Here is an 18,411-nt window from a genome sequence, read left to right as displayed (position 1 = left end):
ATCAATGACTCACCTCACAAGCCTACAACGTCCACTCCAGACCCAGACTGACGGTGCGCGGATCACCCCAGAAGACACCGTTATAAAAACCAACGTTTTCGTAGTACTTCTGATCCAGCACGTTCTTCACGTTCAAACTGGCCGAGATGTGTTTGTCGAACTCGTACCGTGCCATCAAATCAACCAAGGTGTAGGACTTCTGAGTGATGTCCTCGCGCAATGTAACGGGCTCACCGTTCGTGTCTTTCGCACCTGTCGGGCGGTAGGCTGCGCGGAAAATTTCGCTTTGCCAGTTAGCCGCAGCCCCTACTGTCATGGCGCTCCATTGTCCGGGCAGGCGGTAAGTGCTCGCAAGCTTGACCATGTTCAGCGGCGAGGTGGAGTTCATGCGCTTGCCTTCGCCGTCTCGTGAGTGGGTGTAGGTATAACCGGCCATCATGTTCCAGTCGTGCATGACTTCGCCGGCCAGTTCAATTTCAAACCCGTTGACCTTGTTGCCCTTGCCCGCAGACTTGTAAGCCTCTTCGCCATTTGGCCCGCGCGGGACGGAGTCATCCACCACAGGCACGTTGTCTTGTTTGCTCCAGAACACGGCACTTGACAGGTTCAAGCGCTCGTCCAGGAAACTGCCTTTGAAGCCTGCTTCGTAGTTACTACCCACCACGGGCTCAAGGTAAGAGCCTGAGGCATTCTTTTCTTCGGACGGATTGAAGATGTCGGTGTAACTCACATAAGCGGTGAAGTGTTCAGTAACGTCATACAAAAGCCCGGCGTAAGGGGTGAGCATGTCGTTGTGTTGCTGTGAGATTTTTTTGCGCTGGGTGAGTTGGTACGTTTTCTCATCGTACTCTTTGCGGCTGTTTGTACTTTCCCAACTGCCATAACGCGTACCCAGCACGGCGTGCCATGTGTCAGTGAGGTTAAAGCGAGTGGCAAGGTAGCCTGCTTTTTGTTGGATTATGTCGCGGCTGGCTTGCAGCCCGGTGTTGATGTCTTGGTATTTAGGAATGCCACTAAGATCATGCCAATTTGGGACGTTGGTGTAGCCAGCCGGATTGCGCTCAATTAGCCAAGGCGATGTGTTTTCGTTTTTGGCTTGGCCGTAGCCCACCATCAAGTCGTGCTCTTGGCCGAATAAGGGGTAGGTGCCTGAGACATTAATGTCGATGGCGCTCATGTTTTCATCGCCAGTGAAGTGCTTGCTATTAGCCTGCATGCCGGTGCCATCAGCATTCGGGAAGCCGCCACCGGCGTAATACACCTTGCCGTCAGCATCGCTGGTGCGATGGGTGTAGGCGGCTTTTAGGTGCCAGTCATTGAGCAATCGCTGGTCGAGGGTGGCGAACGCGGTGTTGTCTTTCATGGGCCATGAACTCCACGGCGTGGCCCAGTTGGTTGAGCGCCCAAGTTTGGCTTTATCACCTGTGCCGTTCCAGTAGGGCAGGGTGCCCCAAGAGGTGCCTTGTACTTGTTTGTCTTGATAGTCATACCCCACCGCTACAGTGGTGTCGTCGGTCAGATCGGCTTCGAGTATCCCGTAGGCCACTTCACGCTTGATGGCGTAGTTATCGAGAAACGATTTGCTGTCGCGGTAAGCCAGCACTGTTCGTCCGCGTAAACGGCCATCGAAGGCCAGTGGGCCGCCAACATCGACAAAGCTGTAATAGTCGTCGTAATTGCCGCCACGGGCCCCAACCTTGGCGGCCAGTTCATGGGTTGGACGTTTGCGGATCATGTTGATGGTGCCCGAAGGATCGCCCGCGCCGGTAGTCAAGCCGGTGGCGCCTCGTATCACTTCAATGCGGTCGTAAATAATGGTGTCGGCGTCAGACTTCATAAAACTGAAGGTGTTGAGCATCCCGTCAATCTGGAAGTTTCTGATGGTGTAACCGCGGGACGAATAACTCACTCGGTCCGAGTCGTTATGTTGCACGACGATGCCCGTGGTATGGCGCATGGCCTCGGTCAGGGTGTTGAGGTTGAAGTCATCGAGTTCTTGGCGGGTGACGACAGAAATCGACTGGGGGGTTTCGCGAAGGCTCAGGTTGAGTTTGGTGGCGGTACTGGTTGAGCCTGTGGTGTATGAACCGGTGTTTTCGGTAGTAGCACCGAGCCCTTGGGCAGTAACACGGGTGCTGCCCAGTTCCAGCGGGCGAATGTTTTTTTCGGCATCATCCTGTGCCTCAACGCTGGCCAGTAATGTTGGGCTGACGGCACTGCTTATCAGGCCCAGGGTTAGCGTCATGGTACGTGTCATTGGCACGAACATCGTTGCCTGCTCCTTGGTCGTTGTTATGAAGTGGGTTAGAACTTCAAACGAACGAAGGGGCAGGTAATTAGAGCCGGGCGAGGTGGGGTGTTGTTTCTTGGTATTTCAGGCAGGGCAAGATAACGGTGGGGCGCCAATGGCGCCCCCCGTGTTGCTATTGTTTGGCCACTTCACCCACAGCAGGGTGTTTAGGCTTGATCAGGCTGAAGTCAATCAAGGCTTTTTGTGGGCGTGAGTAGGGGTTGCCGATCAGTTGCGGGCGAGCCACAAATTGATTGCTGACCAAGCTCTTTTTGTCATCAAGCTCGCTGGCGCTTATGCCCGCCAGATCCGCCCATGTATGGATGAACTGTGAGCTGCTGTAAGGGCGGCTGAGGTCGCTGGTGAAATTCCAAGCATGGGTTTCACGCCATTTTGGAGACGCCCAGACCATAAACGGAATCGTGTACATCGGTGCTGTCGGCTTGGCTTCGTTACGGCCCAAGGTGTTATGCCCAGCGGAGTCGAACACGTCTTCGCCGTGGTCGGACAGGTACAGCAAGAAGCCATTGGGATCGGTCTTGGCGAAGTCCTTGATCAGGCTCGATACCACAAAATCGTTGTACAGCACGGCATTGTCATAGCTGTTGTAAGTCGGTACTTGGTCATCGCTCAGGCCCACCGGCGCACCCGTACGATCGGTGAACTTGTCGAAGGTCGGCGGGTAACGGTATTGGTAGCTCATGTGCGTACCAAGCAAGTGAACGACGATCAATTTGCGCGGGGCTTTGTCGGCCAGAATTTTCGAAAACGGCTCCAGTACGTCGCCGTCATATTGGCGGGCGTTCTGGTTGCGGTTGTTGTTGAGGTAAACCTGCTCGTCGGCCTGTTCGGAGAACGTGGTGAGCATGGTGTTTCGTTTGGTCATGGTCTGCTGGTTGGTCACCCAGAAGGTTTTGTAACCGGCTTGCTTCATGACGCTGACCAACGACGGCGTGCTGAGGTACAGGTCAGGGTTTTCTTCGTCCGCAAACGTCAGCACCTGTTGCAGGGCTTCGATGGTGTAAGGACGGGGGGTGACAACGTTGTCGAAAATTGCCAGTTGATCGCGCAGTTTGTCCAGATTGGGCGTGGTCTCGCGCGGGTAGCCATACAGGCTCATGCGCTGGCGGTTAGTCGACTCGCCGATGACCAGCACCAGCGTAGCGGGCTTGTCAGCTTCGTTGTCTTTAAGGTGGGTCAGAGGTGGAATTTTGCTGGCGCTGGCGAGCATGCCTTGCATGCTGTCCAGCTGTTGTAGATAGCGGCGATAAGCCACCACCATTTGCCACGGCACTGCGGGTTCAACCCGTGATTCGAAGCTTTCGAGCGCACCGGCAAAGGTGTCGTTTTTAAGGGTTTGCCGGATCAGCGGGTAGCCGACCACCGCCACCAGCAATGCCAGCGACACCGCCCAGGCTTGGGCTCGGGGCAGGTAGACGGGGCGCAGACGCGTCCAGAGGAACACCGCAAAGGCGGTATGGGCCAGGAACGCCAACACCATCCACCAGGCGAAGTATTGAGTCATGTACTCGCCCGCTTCAGAGATGTTCGATTCGAACATGATGAAGATGACGCTTTGCGAGAACTCTTGCTGGTAGATGAAGAAGTAACCGAGGCTGGCCATAGAGCACGCCCACAGCACGACGCCGATAACCGCCGCCATTACCCGAGTACGGGCCGGGAACATCAGCATTGGAGCAAGCCATACGGCACTCATCACAAAGGCTTGGCGGAAACCCGAAAACCCTGAGGTGCCTGTGAGCTGAATCAGCAGTTGGGTGATGCCCGAAAAGTACCAAAAGAACAGAAACAACCAACCAAGACCTGCCCAGTCGAAACCTTTCGCAGACGTACTACTGCGTTTAAACATCCCCATACAGCGCTCCAGCTGACTACATCTCGGATGGCTGACGGCCAAAAGCCGATCAGCATGTCAATGCCGCAATCAATTTGCGCGGCCATAATGCCGAGGATTATTACGAAACGGATGTGAAAACTTTGTCAGGCAAGACACGACGGCGAACGAGCATTCGCCGTGGGGGGCGGGTAGTGGGCGCGATGACTCAGCCTTTGAACGCAAGCACGTGCTGTTGGTGCTGTACCTGCAGTCGCAATTGTTCGACTTGTTGTAATAATTGTTCGCGTTCGTCTTTGAGTTGACGCAGTTCATCCCGGCGGATGGTGACATAGAGGGTTTGCGCAGGTCGTGCGGACAGTACTGTGGTCATGGTTCACCTCGCTTTGGCATCTTCAATCAAGTACCCGAACGGCCCATCAAGAGCCGTGGATCACTGTCGGTGTAGATTCTGATTTCTTTTGCTCGCGAAGTGAACTTTTAAATTTTTTGTGGTCTACGTGCCTTCGTCCGTCGTCTGAGCGTATTGAAACGGGAATCTGTGCTGCCGCATGTGCGAAACTATGCGCCATGCGCTGGGACTAACCCTGAGCGAGGCACTTTAAGCATCGCTGCACTAGAGTGTTGTAAACCTATTATTTTGTCGTTTGGAGCATCAACACATGCAGTTGGGAATTATTGGATTGGGCCGTATGGGCGGGAATATCGCGCGGCGTCTGATGCTCAATGGGCATACCACAGTGGTTTTTGACCGCAATACCGACTTCGTTAATGCGCTTGTACAAGAAGGCGCCAGCGGTGTTGCCGACTTGCCGGCACTGGTTGCAGGCCTGGCCAAGCCGCGTGCGGTGTGGGTGATGTTGCCGGCCGGTGCGCCAACAGAAGACACCATCGACACGTTGAGCGAGCTGCTTGATGCCGATGACATCATCATTGATGGCGGTAACACCTTCTATAAAGACGACATTCGCCGCGCCCAAGCGCTGGCAGAAAAAGGCATTCGTTACGTCGATGTGGGTACCTCAGGTGGTGTATGGGGGCTGGAGCGCGGCTACTGCATGATGATCGGTGGTGATACGGCGGTGGTTAAACACCTTGATCCGCTGTTCGCGACGCTGGCTCCTGGCATGGGTGACATTCCTCGAACTAAAGATCGCGTGTCTGAAGATGACCGTGCTGAGCGTGGTTACATCCATGCAGGCCCGCCGGGCTCAGGGCACTTTGTCAAAATGGTGCACAACGGCATTGAATACGGCTTGATGCAAGCGTATGCCGAAGGCTTCAACGTGATGAAGATGAAAGCATCCGAGAACCTGCCAGAAGATCAGCGCTTTGACCTGAACCTGGCTGATATCGCTGAGGTATGGCGTCGCGGTAGCGTGGTGTCTTCTTGGTTGCTGGACCTGACCGCCGACGCGCTGGCCACGGATGCACCGCTGGATGGTTATTCCGGTGCTGTGGCAGACAGTGGTGAAGGGCGTTGGACTATCGAAGCCGCGATGGAAGAGTCAGTACCTGTGCCAGTGTTGTCGAGCGCACTGTTTGCACGTTACAGCTCGCGTCAGCAAAGCTTGTATGGTGACAAACTGCTATCCGCCATGCGCTTTGGTTTTGGTGGCCACGTCGAGACGCCTAAAAAATGAAGAAACCATCCAGCAAAACCGACGTTAAATCTGCGCCACCTACCACGTTGTTTCTGTTTGGGGCCCACGGTGACTTGGTAAAACGCTTGCTAATGCCAGCGCTTTACAACTTGAGTCGCGACGGTTTGCTGGATGATGGCCTGCGCATTGTGGGCGTAGACCACAATGCGATCAGTGATGAAGGCTTTGCTAAAAAGCTGGAGGACTTCATTCGTAACGAAGCTGCCAGCAAAGTCGATCATCCTGATGGCCAAGGCTTGAATGCTGAGCTGTGGGCCAGGCTGGCGAAGAACATCAGTTATGTTCAGGGCGATTTTTTGGATGACAGTACCTACGCGGCACTGGAACAAAAAATCGTTGCCAGCAGTACGGGCAATGCAGTGTTTTACCTAGCCACTGCCCCACGCTTTTTTAGCGAAGTGGTGCAGCGGCTAGGCGCTGGCGGGTTGTTAAAAGAAACCCCGGAGGCCTTTCGCCGGGTAGTCATTGAAAAACCTTTTGGCTCTGACGTTGAGACGGCACAAGCGTTGAATGCTTGCCTGTTGAGCGTCATGAGCGAGAAGCAGATCTACCGAATTGATCACTATCTGGGCAAAGAAACCGTCCAGAACATTTTGGTCAGTCGTTTTTCCAACGGGCTTTTCGAGGCGTTCTGGAACAACCATTACATTGACCACGTGCAGATCACGGCGGCCGAAACCGTAGGGGTTGAGACGCGTGGTAGTTTTTACGAGCACACCGGGGCATTGCGCGACATGCTGCCCAATCATCTGTTCCAACTGCTGGCGATGGTGGCGATGGAACCACCCGCTGCGTTTGGCGCGGATGCAGTACGAGGGGAAAAGGCCAAGGTCATCGGCGCGATTCGCCCGTGGTCGCTGGAAGATGCGCGCAAGAACTCGGTGCGTGGGCAATACACCGAGGGCGAGGTGGGTGGCAAGCCAGTAGCCGGTTACCGTGAAGAGAACAATGTGGCGCCCGACAGCACCACTGAAACCTTTGTCGCACTCAAGGTGATGATCGATAACTGGCGCTGGGTGGGCGTGCCGTTTTACCTGCGTACGGGCAAACGCATGAGTGCGCGAGACACAGAAATCGCCATCTGCTTTAAGCCAGCCCCGTATGCGCAGTTTCGCGATACAGACGTCGAACGCTTGCAGCCCAACTACCTGCGGATTCAGATCCAGCCCAATGAGGGTATGTGGTTTGACTTGCAAGCCAAGCGCCCGGGGCCGGGTTTGAATATGGCCAATATTGAGTTGGGTTTTGCGTACAAGGATTTCTTTGAAATGCAGCCTTCAACGGGCTACGAAACTTTGATTTATGACTGCCTGACAGGCGATCAAACCTTGTTCCAGCGTGCTGACAATATTGAAAACGGCTGGCGCGGCGTTCAGCCCTTTCTCGATGCGTGGCGCGAACATTCAGACGTCCACTCCTACAAAGCCGGAGAAGATGGACCGGACGCGGCCAAAGAACTGTTAGCCCGTGATGGCCGCGTTTGGTTGAACATCGGATGAATAACGGCAAACAGAATCCCGTTCAATTGGTGCTGTGTGACATGGACGGCACCTTGCTGATGCCTGATCACAGTATTAGCCCGCGTACATTCGCGGCCGTTAAAGCATTGCAAGCGGCAGGTGTGTATTTCACTTTGGCCACTGGCCGGCCACCCAGAGCCATGCGTGAGCAGATCAAACAGTTAGGCATTGAGTTGCCGACTGCTGCTTTTAATGGCGGGGTGTTGGTGAACGCGGACGGCAGTTATTTGCAATCACACCCGGTGCCGTTTGAGGCGGTTCAGGCAACGCTCACTGTCTTGAGTAAGCACGATGTTGAAATCTGGGTGTTTGCCGATGATCAATGGTTGTTGCGTGATGTTAAGGGCCCGATGGTCGCTCAAGAGCAAAACGCTTTGGGTTATGCGCCACAGGTCGTCGACAGTTTTGAACCTTATTTACAGCGAGTAGACAAGATCGTGGCGGCCAGCCGGGATGCGCCATTGTTGGTTGAGCTTGAGCGCCAGTTGCAGAATGAGTTGGATGGCCGGGCGCTGGCCAGTCGCTCCCAGGCGTTTTACTTGGATATAACGGCGTTGAAAGCCAACAAGGGCGATGCCTTGATTACCTTGGCAGACCTTTTAGATGTGCCTTTGGAGCGCACGGCTGCCATTGGCGATGGCGGCAATGACCCTGCGATGTTCAAGTGCGCAGGGTTGTCCATAGCGATGGGGCAGGCAGAACCTCAGGTGCGCGAGCAGGCGATGCAGGTCACAGGCAGTAATCGTGAAGATGGTTTTGCACAGGCGGTTGAGCGTTTTATCCTCCCGGGCTGAAGGAAGTTTCTTAACGTCATTTTGTCCGAAGTTTGGCGTAATCACGGTCTGTTTGGCGCGGGTTCGGCTTGTTATAGTCCGCCGCTAATTGACGGCGACAGCGCCCAAAAAAGGATTCAGGTTATGTCCGAATATCAGGCTTTTCAGGTTGAGTTAAACGCGAATATTGCCCATGTAAAGATCAATCGACCTGAGAAGGTCAATGCAATGAATGCGGCGTTTTGGACTGAGATCGTTGATATTTTTCAGTGGATTGATGAAACCGATGCGGTACGTGCCGTAGTCCTCAGTGGTGCAGGTAAGCATTTTTCGGCAGGCATCGACTTGATGTTGCTGGCGTCCGTTGCCAACGAAATGGGTAAGGATGTAGGCCGTAATGCTCGCTTGCTGCGGCGTAAAATTCTGCAAATGCAGGCTTCTTTCAATGCAGTGGATCGTTGTCGCAAGCCCGTATTGGCTGCCATTCAGGGTTATTGCCTAGGGGGGGCGATTGACCTGATCGCAGCCTGTGATATGCGTTATGCCGCTGAGGATGCGCAGTTTGCGATCAAGGAAATTGACATGGGCATGGCTGCCGATGTTGGCACATTGCAGCGTTTGCCACGCATTATCGGTGACGGCATGCTGCGTGAGCTGGCTTATACCGGGCGCATGGTGGGTGCTGACGAAGCGCGCTCAATTGGGCTGGTCAACCGGGTTTACAGTGATCACGCCACTTTGCTGGAAGGTGTTATGGCGATAGCGCAAGACATTGCCAGCAAATCACCAATTGCTATTGGTGGCACCAAGCAGATGATCGGTTACATGCGCGATCACCGCGTTGACGATGGTCTTGAATACGTGGCGACCTGGAACGCAGCCATGCTGCAATCCAGTGACCTGCGCTTGGCAATGACAGCGCATATGACCAAACAAAAGCCTGAATTTCAGGATTGACACACCTGACGTGTCGCCCTTTAACCTGACCAAGGATCATGTAATGACTTCGCGTTGGACCACGGCAGTACTGGACACCGATTTTCCCGGCGGTTTGGCTGTGGCGCGTAGCCCAGATGGTTTTTTGGTCGCCAACAGTGGTCCGTTGTTTTCCCGTGAGTGGCTTAAGCGTCAGGGCCTGTCAGTGTTGGCAGAGCACGGCATTGGTCACTTTGATGGGGAGCCAGTGTATGTGCTGGAACTGGATCAAGGTAGAGAGGTTGAGGGCTGCCATTGGCAAGGGCTGCGAGCATTTATGCTGCAAGGCGATCACACGCTGTACAAAGTGCTCGGTTATGCGGCGCAAATTGGCACGTGGGCGCGTGAGCATCGCTTTTGTGGCAGTTGCGGGCGCGGGATGACTCAAGTGCCAAGAGAGCGAGCGATGCACTGTGCGGTCTGCGATTTGCGCAGTTATCCGCGTATTTCGCCCAGCATGATTGTGCTGATTACACGCGGTGATGAAGTCTTGCTGGCACGTTCGCCACGCTTTGTTGCGGGGGTTTACAGCACGCTGGCCGGTTTTGCTGAGCCTGGAGAGTCTGCCGAAGACTGCCTGATTCGTGAGGTGCGTGAAGAGGTGCAACTGGAGGTCAAAAATATTGAGTATGTGGGCAGCCAGTGCTGGCCATTCCCACACTCGATGATGTTGGGCTTTCATGCGCAATATGCAGGGGGCGATATCGTGCCCCAAGCCGATGAGATCGAAGATGCGCAGTGGTTCAATGTGCATCAATTGCCACCGTTGCCAGCGTCGCGCTCGATTGCGCGTTACCTCATCGATTTGTACGTAGCGCGGCGTTTAGGCCATGCCGAACCAGTGCTGCCAAGCTAGGCGCACGGTAAGGCCCAGCACCACAGTGATAAACACGGGGCGAATAAACTTGGCCCCGCCACTGATGGCGCTGCGGGCACCAAAAAATGCGCCAACCATCACCGCAAAGCCCATCGTCAGGCCAATGATCCAGTCCACGTGTCCGGAAAAAATAAACACGGACAGTGCCGCAATGTTGCTGACGAAATTCATGCTGCGCGCCACGCCGCTGGCTTTCACCAGATCGATGGGGTAGAGCAGCATGCTGCTGACGGTCCAGAATGCGCCTGTTCCGGGGCCTGCCACGCCGTCATAAAAGCCCAAGCTGAACCCTTGAGGTAACTGCCACTTCTTTTTGATAGGCGCATCGTTATCAATTGGGGTTTTGGGTGTGCCTCCAAACAGCAGGTAAAGGCCGCAGGCAAAGACGATCACCGGGAGCATTTTGTTTAGCCACTCGGCCGGCATGTAGTGGGCGACGATGGCGCCGATCAGTGCCCCGGCCAGTGTGCCGAAGATCGCCAGCTTCCACTCTCGGGGATGAAACAGCTTGCGCCGGTAAAAGGTGAGGCTGGCAGTTGCTGCGCCGAAGGTGGAGCTGAGTTTGTTGGTACCCAATACCAGATGCGGTGGCAAGCCTGCGGTGAGCAAGGCTGGGGTGGTGAGCAAACCTCCGCCACCGGCAATGGCGTCGATAAAACCGGCAACAAAGGCGACGGCGGCGAGAATGGCGAGGGTGGTCAAATCTACGCTGAGTTCAAAAGGCATGGGATCGACTTAATTCGGCGGGACGTACTGCGCTGACGCGCGGGAAGGGCGTCATCTTACCCATAACGGTGAGCAGCGGCGACAGACCTTTTGCGGGGCAAAAGTGTTGTCCAACCAACACTGGATCAACAAAAAAACCTGATACATGGCAGTTAACGGCTGCTTTTAGCCAGTAATGGCGCTGTTGGGCTTGCTGGCACAGATGCTGCTCTGTGGTTAGCACATGCCTAATATCGAGAACATTGCTATGAGCCAGCACGCCATCAAATTTGCCTACTGGGTACCTAATGTCAGTGGCGGCCTAGTCGTCAGCAAGCTTGAACAGCGCACCAGTTGGAGCATTGACTACAACCGCAAGCTCGCGCAGTTGGCCGAAGCGGCAGGCTTTGACTATGCGTTGACCCAGATCCGTTTTACCGCTGGCTATGGTGCTGAGTTTCAACACGAGTCTGTGGCGTTCAGCCACGCATTGCTGGCCGCGACCACGCGCTTGAAAGTAATTGCGGCCATCTTGCCCGGGCCTTGGAGGCCCGCGTTGGCTGCCAAGCAACTGGCGACGATTGATCAACTGACTGAAGGGCGGATTGCGGTCAATATCGTCAGCGGCTGGTTCCGGGGCGAGTTTAATGCCATCGGTGAGCACTGGTTGGAGCACGATGAGCGCTATCGCCGTTCCGAAGAGTTCATTCGGGTGCTCAAAGGCATTTGGACGCAAGATAACTTTACGTTCAAGGGCGATTTCTACCGGATTAATAACTACAACCTCAAGCCCAAGCCATTGGGTTTGCCGCACCCTGAGATTTTTCAGGGTGGTAGCTCACGTGCTGCGCGCGATATGGCGGCCCGCGTGTCGGACTGGTACTTCACGAATGGCAATACCCCGGAAGGAATCAAAGCCCAGATTGATGACATCCGCGCAAAGGCAGCGGCTAATCAGCACTCAGTAAAAATTGGGGTTAATGCTTTTGTTATCGCGCGTGACACTGAAGAGCAAGCACTGGCGGTGTTGCAGGACATCATCGATAACGCAGATGTAGATGCTGTGAACGCTTTTGGTGATGCCGCCAAGCAAGCGGGTAAATCGTCAATCGAGGGCGAGGGGAACTGGGCTAAATCAACCTTCGAGGACCTGGTGCAATACAACGATGGTTTCAAAACAAACTTGATTGGTACGCCGCAACAAATTGCCGAACGAATCGTGGCGCTTAAGGCATTGGGTGTGGATTTGGTGTTGGCGGGTTTTCTGCACTTTCAGGAAGAGGTTGAGTATTTCGGGCAGCGGGTTCTGCCTTTGGTTCGTGAGTTGGAAGCGCGCAAGCAGGTAGGGTTTGCCGCCGCTTGAGTCTGTGTTGAGCAGCAGCTTTCAAAGGCTGCTGCTGAGAGGATTACAGGGACTGGTGCAAGGAGGTAGGGCGAGTTTTTACAGACAAAGCCCCCAGTTTAATCAGCCGAGTGCGCGTGACATTACGGCTTAAGCCCAGCAATTTTGCGGTGTGCACTTGGTTGTGATGGCAGAACTCATAGGCAGCGCGTAGCAGAGTGTCCTCGACTGTTTCATGCAGAGCTCCCGGTTCTTGTTCAAACAGTGTTCGAAACGCGCTTTGCAGTAAGTCTTGAGCGGTCACTGAGGGTTGCGGGTGGCTTGCAAGTTCAAGGCGGCGGACGCTGCGTGAGGGGGGCAGGCGCAGGTCTTGAACCGTAAGGGTTTGATTGCGGCACAGCAGCAGGCTGTGATGCACGACGTTTTCCAGCTCGCGAATATTGCCTTGCCACGGGTGATGCCTGAGTGCTTCTTCGGCGCATTCGCTGAGTGCAGTGGGCCCGTGTTGCAGTCGTTGTCGGTACGTATGAAGGAAATGTCGGGCCAGCGGCAGAATGTCCCCCGGCCGCTCCCGTAAGGGGCGCAAAACCAGACTGACAACATTGAGCCGGTAGTAGAGGTCTTCCCGAAAGTGCCCGGCATCAATGGCCTGTTCAAGATTGACGTTGGTAGCGGCCAGCACTCGAACATTAATAGGGGTGCTTTTGCGCGAGCCCAGTCTTACGATTTCTTGCTCTTGCAGCACGCGCAACAGCTTCACCTGAATGGGCAGTGGCAAGTCGCCGATCTCATCCAAAAATAATGTGCCGCCGTTGGCCTCTTCAAACCATCCTGCTTTAGCGCTTAACGCACCGGTGAATGCGCCTTTCTCGTGGCCAAATAGTTCGGCTTCGACCAGAGATTCAGAAAACGCTCCGCAATTGACGGCCACAAATGGTTGGTGATGGCGGTGGCTGAGTTGGTGAACATGCCGAGCAACCAGTTCTTTACCGGTGCCCGTTTCACCCATGATCAACACGCTTGCGTTGCTGGGGGCTATTTGTTGCAGGTGCGCGAGCAAGGCTCTGGACACAGGGTCTTCAAACACTTGGGCCGTGGCCCTGATGGAGGTGGCGAGTGTTGGGGTAGCTGGTAATGTCAAAAGCTGCATCAACAGCTCCTTTTAACGTAGGAGGCTCTGCACACAAAGGAAAGCCGTAGAGTGCTTTATAAACGGGATTTAATATTCCGTAAAACAACCTAATTCCATATTTATATATCCTTATGGCATATCGGACTTGCGCGTAAGGCTCTTTTTGGCGCTTCATAGGGCTATGGTTTGTTGGTGGCTTGAGTCCGAGAGTGCTCCTGCGGTTTTTATTGCCTTTACCTTCTTAACCGCGTTTTTAATGGCCGCGTTAATGTGGCTTCACCTTCTGCGATCAAGCACTGCCTGGTTTCAGAATGCGCTCAATGGATTTGTACTATGAACAAGCGACCTCTTTATTTCGATTACGCCGCCACCACGCCTGTGGACGCTCGTGTTATTCAGGTGATGGTCGATTGTCTGGGCTTTGAAGGTAACTTCGGCAATCCGGCTTCGGGTTCTCATGTCTACGGCCAGCAAGCCAGATTGGCTGTGGAGCTGGCCCGTGGGCAGGTTGCGCAACTGATTAATGCAAAACCAGAACAGATTATCTGGACCTCGGGTGCTACTGAGTCCAATAACCTTGCGCTTAAAGGGGTTGCGCAAGCGTGCGGTCAGTCGCGTGGGCACATCATCACCAGCCAGATCGAGCACAAGGCGGTGTTGGACACTGCCCGTTTTTTAGAGCAGTCGGGTTTTGAAGTGACGTACCTGGCTCCTGATGCGCAAGGCCTTGTCAGCGCAGACCAAGTGAGCCGGGCGCTACGCGAAGACACGCTCTTGGTGTCGCTGATGTTGGTTAACAATGAGCTGGGGACGGTGAATGACATTTCCGGTATTGGCGAGCGAGTGCGCGAGCATGGGGCACTGTTTCATGTCGATGCCGCCCAAGGCGCAGGCAAGATTGCAATTGATGTGAGTGAATGGGCCGTCGATTTAATGTCGTTTTCGGGGCATAAAGTCTATGGTCCAAAAGGCATTGGGGCGCTTTATGTGGGCGCGCGAGCACATGATCGCTTGCAGACTCAGATACACGGCGGCGGGCATGAGTCTGGTTTGCGTTCAGGCACGCTGGCGACACATCAGATTGCCGGTATGGGCGCAGCCTTTGCATTGGCCAATGATTCATTCGATGAGGAGTTAAGGACGGTTTCGGGCCTGCGTCAGCGTTTGCTTGAGCAGTTGGCGGCAGTGCCGGGGCTGCAGTGTAATGGCAGCCTTAAACAACGCATTCCTCATACATTGAGCCTGACGTTCGGTGAGGGACACTTCAACAGCGCTGCCTTGGACGCTGTTTTGGCGTATTCGGCAACATCTGCTTGCAACTCAGCCAGTAAGGCGCCTTCCCATGTGCTGGTGGCGTTGGGGCATGATGCTCAAACAGCGAGCCGTACGATTCGGTTGAGTTTTGGGCGTTTTACGAGTGCGCAGGATGTTGATATCGCCGCACAAGCAATCAAGGACGCCTTATCTGTACCTGCGCCTTTCTGGGCAGTTGCTCAAGCCTGACAGCTAATCCATCATCGGCTTCGCATAACAATTATTAGTGGCTTACAGGAGGCACGATGAGCACTCAGTCGTTGAATCAGGAATCGGTTGTTCAGCGTTTAGCACGTACCCGCGAGTTGATGAGCCGTCACGGCATTCATGCCTTGTTGGTGCCCTCGGCCGATCCTCATCTTTCTGAGTACTTGCCGGCCTATTGGCAGGGCAGGCAATGGCTGTCCGGTTTTCACGGGTCTGTTGGCACATTGATTGTGACCCCAACCTTTGCCGGGGTGTGGGCAGACAGTCGTTATTGGGAGCAGGCAACTAAAGAGCTAAGCGGTAGCACGATTGAGCTGGTCAAATTAATGCCGGGCCAGTCAGGCCCGCTGGATTGGCTGGCTGAGCAGACACCTGAAGGTGCAACGGTTGCGGTTGATGGCGCGGTGCTGGCTCTGGCTTCTGCGCGAACACTGGAAACCAGACTTCAGGAGCGTGGCTGCGTTTTACGTACCGATATAGATGTGCTGAACGAGGTGTGGCAAGACCGTCCCGCGCTGCCAGTTCAACCTCTTTATGAGCATTTGCCACCTGAGGCAACGGTGAGTCGAATTGAAAAGTTGGCGCAACTCCGAGAAATCATTAAGCAGCGCAATGCCGATGCTCACTTTATTGCGACCCTTGATGACATTGCATGGTTGTTTAATCTCAGGGGCTCGGATGTGTCGTTTAATCCGGTGTTTGTGTCCTTTGCATTGATTTCCCCTACGCAGGCCAGTGTGTTTGTGGATTTGAACAAAGTCAGTGCAGCCCTGCGAGAAACGCTTGAGCGCGATGGGGTAGAGCTGCGTGACTACACCGAGATTGGAGCGGCACTGGCGGCATTGCCTGCCTCATCCCGTTTGCTGGTGGACCCTGCGCGTGTCACCTGTGGATTGCTTAATCATTTGCAGCCCAATGTGCAGCTGGTTGAAGGTGTGAATCCAACAACCTTCGCCAAGTCGCAAAAAAGTCTTGATGACGCCTTTCATATTCGTCAGGCCATGGAGCAAGACGGAGCAGCGCTTTGTGAGTTTTTCGCTTGGCTGGAAACCGCTCTGGGGCATGAGCGTGTGACTGAGTTGACGATTGATGAGCAATTGACTGGGGCGCGAGCGCGCAGACCGGGTTTTGTTTCGTTGAGCTTCAATACGATTGCGGCTTTCAACGCCAATGGTGCAATGCCTCACTATCACGCGACCGAGCAAGAGCACGCGGTAATCGAGGGTGATGGCTTGCTGCTGATCGATTCTGGCGGGCAGTACTTGGGCGGGACGACTGATATCACGCGCATGGTGCCGGTCGGGACGCCGAGTGTTGAGCAAAAGCGTGACTGCACCCGCGTGCTTAAAGGCGTGATCGCGTTGTCTCGTGCGCAGTTTCCGAGGGGGATTTTGTCACCCTTGCTGGACGCCATTGCGCGTGCGCCGATTTGGGCGGACAGCGTCGATTACGGGCATGGAACAGGTCATGGAGTTGGTTACTTTTTGAATGTGCATGAGGGGCCGCAAGTGATTGCTTATCAGGCTGCTCCTGCGCCACATACAGCTATGCAGTCAGGCATGATTACTTCGATCGAGCCTGGGACGTACCGGCCAGGTCGTTGGGGAGTGAGAATCGAGAATCTGGTATTGAATCGAGAGGCGGGGACTTCGGAGTTTGGGGCGTTTCTTAAGTTTGAAACGCTGACGTTGTGCCCTATCGACACTCGTTGCATTGAGCCATCAATGCTGTCTCGTGAGGAGCTGGAGTGGTTTGATGCGTATCACGCTGAAGTACGAGAGCGCTTGAGCCCATTGCTTGAAGGGCCTGCGCTTGAGTGGTTGCGAGTACGAACGACTGCATTAGCCAAGTAAGCATCGTTTTTGATGTCACGCAGGCGAACTGGTCGCTTGCGTGATTGAAGTCGAGCTGAGGGCTATTTGCAGATAACTATCATGCTGCGGCTGGTATAGCCGGCTGGGTTTAGCCCAAAAGGGTAATCGCCAGGTTCCTCCTCAGAGTCGCCTGATTTGGCAATCAGGCGGTAGCCTTTCTCGCCGCACGATTTCTCCGCTTCGGCGTAACACTTGTTCCACGATGAAGACAGTCCTGAGCAATTGATGTGCAAGCCTCTTTTTCCGTGCTTTACGGAAGTCTCAGAGGTTGCAGCGCAGCCGCTGACAGCGAGTACGGCTAAAGCTATCAAAAAACGTTTCATTCCTGTCCTTAAGCGTTTGCGTCGGATTTACGGGATGTAGATTTGGGTCTCTGTTTGCACGTGCGTCCCTGTGCTAGTTCTCGTCTTTAAGCTCCGTGACAGACTCTATCAGCGCATAAACATGGCCTAAATGAGAGTCAATTACCAGAGCGATAACCATTTTGTGACTAATCAGCTGCCATGACAGGTAGGGAGCGGCCGCGCATGGTCAGGGTTGCACCCACAGAGGCCATGATGATGCAGCTAATAGCCATCCATTGAGCAAAAGACAGCACTTCGTTCAGGAACAATAGGCCGGAGAGTGCGCCAAAGGCTGGCTCAATGCTCATCAGCGTGCCAAATGTTCGAGCCGGCATGCGCGTCAGAGCGATCATTTCCAGGGTGTAGGGGAGGGCGGTCGATAAGATAGCGACGCCGATGGCAATAGGAATCAAGCTTGGGGTCAATAAAGCTGTGCCTGCGTGGGCAACTCCGATGGGAGCGATAAACAGCGCAGCAATAATGACGCCCAAGGCAGCCGTCTGAACGCCATTGTCGGCTCCGGCTTTTTGTCCGAACAAAATATAGAGTGCCCAGCACACCCCAGCCCCTAGCGCATAAGATGCGCCAACCAGATCGATAGTGTGGGTGTTCTCGCCTGTTGGAATAAGTAGCAATAGGCCTGTGATGGCCAGCGCGATCCAGACAAAGTCGATGGCTCGACGTGAGGCGTAAATGGCGACTGCCAAAGGGCCGGTGAACTCAAGGGCTACGGCAATGCCTAGCGGAACGCTGCGCAGCGACATATAGAAGAGGAAGTTCATGCCGCCTAAGGCCATGCCGTACACGATCACGGTTTTTAGGGATTTGGCGTTTAGCTTTGCTCTCCAGGGGCGCAATATCAGCAGCATGATAATGCTGGCAAAGATCAAGCGTAGGGTGGTTGTCCCTTGGGCCCCGACAATGGGAAACATGCTTTTCGCCAACGATGCGCCTGATTGTATTGATGCCATGGCAATAAGCAGCAAGCCTACGGGCAATAGCGTTGAAGCGAGGCTGTGGGGGAGCTTGGTCATTACGTGATATGCCTTGGCGATAATAGATGTGTCGGGAGGTTCAGCATCATGCTTAAGTCATGAAGGATGTGCAATATAGTGCGCATGCTGTTGTTTCTATCTATATAGAGGCGCTGCACATAATAGTTTTAATTAACCCTTGACTCAAAATTCTAACGGCCTATAATTCGCCCCACTTCCGGCGCAGTCGAAACGGAAAACTCCTTGAGTATCAATGAGTTGTACGGTTTTCGGCAGTATCAGCTTCAGGTCATCGAAGCAGGAAATGAGGTGTTGACAGCAGCGTGTAACGCTGTAGAATTCGCCTCCCGCTAACGAGAGATCGAAAGCGCAAGTGGTTGAAGTTGTTAAAGATTTCCAAGCGAAACTTTGAAAGCTTCCAAAATAACCGCTTGACAGCAACAGAGGCTGCTGTAGAATGCGCGCCTCGGTTGAGCGAAAGCTTAACCAACCGCTCTTTAACAACTGAATCAAGCAATTCGTGTGGGTGCTTGTGGAGTCAGAC

General features: G+C 54.2%; 15 protein-coding genes. 8 read left to right on the top strand and 7 right to left on the bottom strand.

Going from position 1 to position 18,411, the window contains the following annotated elements:
• Positions 1-22: 22 nt before the first annotated feature.
• From ACZRJQ_RS11710 to ACZRJQ_RS11700, 3 genes are all read right to left on the bottom strand, one after another.
• Positions 23-2,269, bottom strand: coding sequence for a TonB-dependent siderophore receptor (locus ACZRJQ_RS11710; RefSeq protein ID WP_463978519.1), 2,247 nt, complete (start codon positions 2,267-2,269; stop codon positions 23-25).
• A gap of 154 nt (positions 2,270-2,423) precedes the next feature.
• Positions 2,424-4,166: a phosphoethanolamine transferase CptA gene (locus ACZRJQ_RS11705; RefSeq protein ID WP_463978518.1), complete on the bottom strand. Its 1,743-nt coding sequence runs from the start codon at positions 4,164-4,166 to the stop codon at positions 2,424-2,426.
• A 187-nt stretch (positions 4,167-4,353) separates the two neighbouring features.
• On the bottom strand, positions 4,354-4,518 hold the full coding sequence (locus ACZRJQ_RS11700) for a DUF6026 family protein (protein WP_463978517.1): 165 nt from the start codon (positions 4,516-4,518) through the stop codon (positions 4,354-4,356).
• 289 nt (positions 4,519-4,807) lie between these two features.
• Between ACZRJQ_RS11700 and gnd the strand changes: the two genes are divergently transcribed.
• The 5 genes from gnd to nudC all read left to right on the top strand — a co-directional run bounded on the left by gnd (position 4,808) and on the right by nudC (position 9,933).
• The gene (gnd, locus tag ACZRJQ_RS11695; protein ID WP_463978516.1) at positions 4,808-5,788 is read left to right on the top strand and encodes a phosphogluconate dehydrogenase (NAD(+)-dependent, decarboxylating); all 981 of its coding nucleotides are present in this window, start codon (positions 4,808-4,810) and stop codon (positions 5,786-5,788) included.
• Positions 5,785-7,308 carry a glucose-6-phosphate dehydrogenase gene (gene zwf / locus ACZRJQ_RS11690; protein WP_463978515.1) on the top strand — a complete coding sequence of 508 codons (1,524 nt, stop codon included), beginning with the start codon at positions 5,785-5,787 and terminating at the stop codon, positions 7,306-7,308. Before gnd ends, zwf begins: the two co-directional genes overlap by 4 nt.
• Positions 7,305-8,123 (top strand): Cof-type HAD-IIB family hydrolase, encoded by an 819-nt coding sequence (locus ACZRJQ_RS11685; RefSeq protein ID WP_463978514.1) that lies wholly within the window; start codon positions 7,305-7,307, stop codon positions 8,121-8,123. Before zwf ends, ACZRJQ_RS11685 begins: the two co-directional genes overlap by 4 nt.
• Before the next feature lie 123 nt (positions 8,124-8,246).
• Entirely contained in the window at positions 8,247-9,059 is an 813-nt protein-coding gene (locus tag ACZRJQ_RS11680; protein WP_463978513.1) for a crotonase/enoyl-CoA hydratase family protein, read from the top strand.
• 43 nt (positions 9,060-9,102) lie between these two features.
• The gene (gene nudC / locus ACZRJQ_RS11675) at positions 9,103-9,933 is read left to right on the top strand and encodes an NAD(+) diphosphatase (RefSeq protein WP_463978512.1); all 831 of its coding nucleotides are present in this window, start codon (positions 9,103-9,105) and stop codon (positions 9,931-9,933) included.
• Here nudC and ACZRJQ_RS11670 read toward each other — a convergent pair.
• Positions 9,901-10,680, bottom strand: a complete 780-nt coding sequence (locus tag ACZRJQ_RS11670; RefSeq protein ID WP_463978511.1) for a TSUP family transporter — start codon at positions 10,678-10,680, stop codon at positions 9,901-9,903. The genes nudC and ACZRJQ_RS11670 overlap by 33 nt on opposite strands.
• 247 nt (positions 10,681-10,927) lie before the next feature.
• Here ACZRJQ_RS11670 and sfnG point away from each other — a divergent pair, with 247 nt between their 5' ends.
• Positions 10,928-12,022: a dimethylsulfone monooxygenase SfnG gene (sfnG, locus tag ACZRJQ_RS11665; RefSeq protein WP_463978714.1), complete on the top strand. Its 1,095-nt coding sequence runs from the start codon at positions 10,928-10,930 to the stop codon at positions 12,020-12,022.
• Positions 12,023-12,065: 43 nt separating this feature from the next.
• On the opposite strand, the gene ACZRJQ_RS11660 is transcribed toward sfnG, so the two are convergent.
• Positions 12,066-13,151 (bottom strand): sigma-54 interaction domain-containing protein, encoded by a 1,086-nt coding sequence (locus ACZRJQ_RS11660; protein WP_463978510.1) that lies wholly within the window; start codon positions 13,149-13,151, stop codon positions 12,066-12,068.
• 315 nt (positions 13,152-13,466) lie between these two features.
• On the opposite strand from ACZRJQ_RS11660, the gene ACZRJQ_RS11655 reads away from it, so the two are divergent.
• Positions 13,467-14,636 carry a cysteine desulfurase family protein gene (locus ACZRJQ_RS11655; RefSeq protein ID WP_463978509.1) on the top strand — a complete coding sequence of 390 codons (1,170 nt, stop codon included), beginning with the start codon at positions 13,467-13,469 and terminating at the stop codon, positions 14,634-14,636.
• 56 nt (positions 14,637-14,692) lie between these two features.
• Positions 14,693-16,507 carry an aminopeptidase P family protein gene (locus ACZRJQ_RS11650; protein ID WP_463978508.1) on the top strand — a complete coding sequence of 605 codons (1,815 nt, stop codon included), beginning with the start codon at positions 14,693-14,695 and terminating at the stop codon, positions 16,505-16,507.
• Between the two features lie 62 nt (positions 16,508-16,569).
• On the opposite strand, the gene ACZRJQ_RS11645 is transcribed toward ACZRJQ_RS11650, so the two are convergent.
• Entirely contained in the window at positions 16,570-16,851 is a 282-nt protein-coding gene (locus ACZRJQ_RS11645) for a hypothetical protein (protein WP_463978507.1), read from the bottom strand.
• A 167-nt stretch (positions 16,852-17,018) separates the two neighbouring features.
• Positions 17,019-17,906 (bottom strand): threonine/homoserine exporter RhtA, encoded by an 888-nt coding sequence (gene rhtA, locus ACZRJQ_RS11640; protein ID WP_463978506.1) that lies wholly within the window; start codon positions 17,904-17,906, stop codon positions 17,019-17,021.
• Positions 17,907-18,411: the final 505 nt, after the last annotated feature.

The organism is Pseudomonas sp. E315 (genome assembly GCF_055406205.1).
This window is presented reverse-complemented; position numbering and strand designations above follow the sequence as displayed.